The organism is Companilactobacillus miaonis (assembly GCF_036913615.1).
Lineage (GTDB): Bacteria > Bacillota > Bacilli > Lactobacillales > Lactobacillaceae > Companilactobacillus.
Window position 1 is genome coordinate 1,426 of record NZ_JAYKTX010000023.1, and the last position, 3,247, is coordinate 4,672.

At 47.6% G+C, this 3,247-nt stretch carries 2 rRNA genes; both read left to right on the forward strand.

The window, feature by feature from the left end:
* The first annotated feature begins 137 nt into the window (after window positions 1–137).
* A 23S ribosomal RNA gene (locus U8521_RS12730) occupies window positions 138–3,055 on the forward strand.
* A gap of 75 nt (window positions 3,056–3,130) precedes the next feature.
* Window positions 3,131–3,247: ribosomal RNA gene (gene rrf, locus U8521_RS12735) — 5S ribosomal RNA — on the forward strand.

The following is a 3,247-nucleotide window of genomic DNA, read 5'->3' on the forward strand; positions in this document are numbered from 1 at the left end:
AAACTCGTACCTTGAAAACTGGATATTAAGAATTAATGAATTAAAAGAAACACCGAAAACTGCGCGGCGATCTTTGATCGCCAGCTGTAACTTTTATGTTATGGCAAATTGATTTAAATTACTTTTGTAATTTATTAGGTTAAGTTATAAAGGGCGCACGGTGGATGCCTAGGCACTAGGAGCCGATGAAGGACGTAACTAACGACGATACGCCTCGGGGAGCTGTAAGTAAGCTTTGATCCGGGGATCTCCGAATGGGGGAACCCAAATATCGTAATGGATATTTACTTGTCTGTGAATACATAGCAGTCAAGAGGAACACGCAATGAACTGAAACATCTAAGTAGTTGCAGGAAGAGAAAGAAAATTCGATTCCCTGAGTAGCGGCGAGCGAAACGGGAATAGCCCAAACTAAAGAGCTTGCTCTTTAGGGTTGTAGGACTGATGTTGTGAGAACAAAAGGTTGAGATAATCGAACAGTTTGGAAAAGCTGGCCAAAGAGAGTGAAAGCCTCGTAAATGAAATCAATGCCACTCCATTCAGTATCCTGAGTACGGCGGAACACGAGAAACTCCGTCGGAATCCGGGAGGACCATCTCCCAAGGCTAAATACTCCCTAGTGACCGATAGTGAACCAGTACCGTGAGGGAAAGGTGAAAAGTACCCCGGAAGGGGAGTGAAATAGATCCTGAAACCGTGTGCCTACAAGTAGTCAGAGCCCGTTAATGGGTGATGGCGTGCCTTTTGTAGAATGAACCGGCGAGTTACGTTAACATGCAAGGTTAAGATGAAAAGTCGGAGCCGTAGCGAAAGCGAGTCTGAATAGGGCGCTCTAGTATGTTGATGTAGACCCGAAACCAAGTGACCTACCCATGACCAGGTTGAAGATGTGGTAAAACGCATTGGAGGACCGAACTCGTGTATGTTGAAAAATGCTGAGATGAGTTGTGGGTAGCGGTGAAATTCCAAACGAACTTGGAGATAGCTGGTTCTCTCCGAAATAGCTTTAGGGTTAGCCTCGGGGATTAGGATCGTGGAGGTAGAGCACTGTTTGGACTAGGGGCCCGTCTTGGGTTACTGAATTCAGATAAACTCCGAATACCATTGATCTATACCCGGGAGTCAGACGATGAGTGATAAGATCCACCGTCGAAAGGGAAACAGCCCAGATCACCAGTTAAGGTCCCAAAATTCATGCTAAGTGGAAAAGGATGTGGAAACGCATAGACAACTAGGATGTTGGCTTAGAAGCAGCCATTCATTCAAAGAGTGCGTAATAGCTCACTAGTCGAGTGATTCTGCGCCGAAAATGTACCGGGGCTAAGCATGATACCGAAACTGTGGATGCATCGTAAGATGTGTGGTAGGAGAGCGTTGTAAGAGCTTTGAAGCTGTACCGTGAGGAGCAGTGGAGTTCTTAGAAGTGAGAATGCCGGTATGAGTAACGAAAGACCAGTGAGAATCTGGTCGGCCGCAAGACTAAGGTTTCCTGGGGAAGGCTCGTCCTCCCAGGGTTAGTCGGGGCCTAAGATGAGACCGAAAGGTGTAATCGATGGATAACAGGTTGATATTCCTGTACTAGTTTATTTTGTTTGAACGATGGAAGGACGCAGGAGGATGATGTGTGCACGCTGATGGATATGCGTGTCCAAGCAGTTAGTCTTGAGTTGAGTCAAATGCTTAACTCTTTAAGGATAAGCTGTGATGGGGAGTGAAATTTTAGTAGCGAAGCACAGTAACTCACACTGCCAAGAAAAGTTCCTAGTTAGAAATAAACTACCCGTACCGCAAACCGACACAGGTAGTCGAGGAGAGTATCCTAAGGTCAGCGAGTGAACTCTCGTTAAGGAACTCGGCAAAATGACCCCGTAACTTCGGGAGAAGGGGTGCTGGTGTAACAGCCAGCCGCAGTGAATAGGCCCAAACAACTGTTTATCAAAAACACAGGTCTATGCTAAATCGTAAGATGACGTATATGGGCTGACGCCTGCCCGGTGCTGGAAGGTTAAGAGGATCAGTTAGCTTTTGCGAAGCTGAGAATTGAAGCCCCAGTAAACGGCGGCCGTAACTATAACGGTCCTAAGGTAGCGAAATTCCTTGTCGGGTAAGTTCCGACCCGCACGAAAGGCGTAATGATTTGGGCACTGTCTCAACGAGAGACTCGGTGAAATTATAATACCCGTGAAGATGCGGGTTACCCGCGACAGGACGGAAAGACCCCATGGAGCTTTACTGTAGCTTGATATTGAGTTTTTGTGTGACATGTACAGGATAGGTAGGAGCCGTTGATATCGGAACGCTAGTTTCGATGGAGGCATTGGTGGGATACTACCCTTGTTATATGAAAACTCTAACCTACATCGTTTATCGCGATGAGGGACAGTGTCTGGTGGGCAGTTTGACTGGGGCGGTCGCCTCCTAAAATGTAACGGAGGCGCTCAAAGGTTCGCTCAGAATGGTTGGAAATCATTCGTAGAATGTAAAGGCATAAGCGAGCTTGACTGCGAGACTGACAAGTCGAGCAGGGACGAAAGTCGGACTTAGTGATCCGGTGGTACCATATGGAAGGGCCATCGCTCAACGGATAAAAGCTACCCTGGGGATAACAGGCTTATCTCCCCCAAGAGTTCACATCGACGGGGAGGTTTGGCACCTCGATGTCGGCTCATCGCATCCTGGGGCTGTAGTCGGTCCCAAGGGTTGGGCTGTTCGCCCATTAAAGCGGTACGCGAGCTGGGTTCAGAACGTCGTGAGACAGTTCGGTCCCTATCCGTCGCGGGCGTAGGAAATTTGAGAGGAGCTGTCCTTAGTACGAGAGGACCGGGATGGACATACCTCTGGTGTACCAGTTGTGCCGCCAGGCGCATCGCTGGGTAGCTACGTATGGACAGGATAAACGCTGAAAGCATCTAAGTGTGAAGCCTCCCTCGAGATGAGATTTCCCATTCCTTTATGGAAGTAAGATCCGTTAAAGATGATGACGTAGATAGGCTGCGGGTGGAAGAGTAGCGATACTTGGAGCTGAGCAGTACTAATAGATCGAGGACTTAACCGAGAAAGAGTTCACAGTTTGAAGTGATTCATGATTCATATTCTTAATATCTAGTTTTGAAGGTACGAGTAAAAATAGTGTAGTGACGATAGCAAGAAGGATACACCTGTTCCCATGCCGAACACAGAAGTTAAGCTTCTTCACGTCGAAAGTAGTTGGTGGGAAACTACCCGCGAGGATAGATAGTCGCTACGC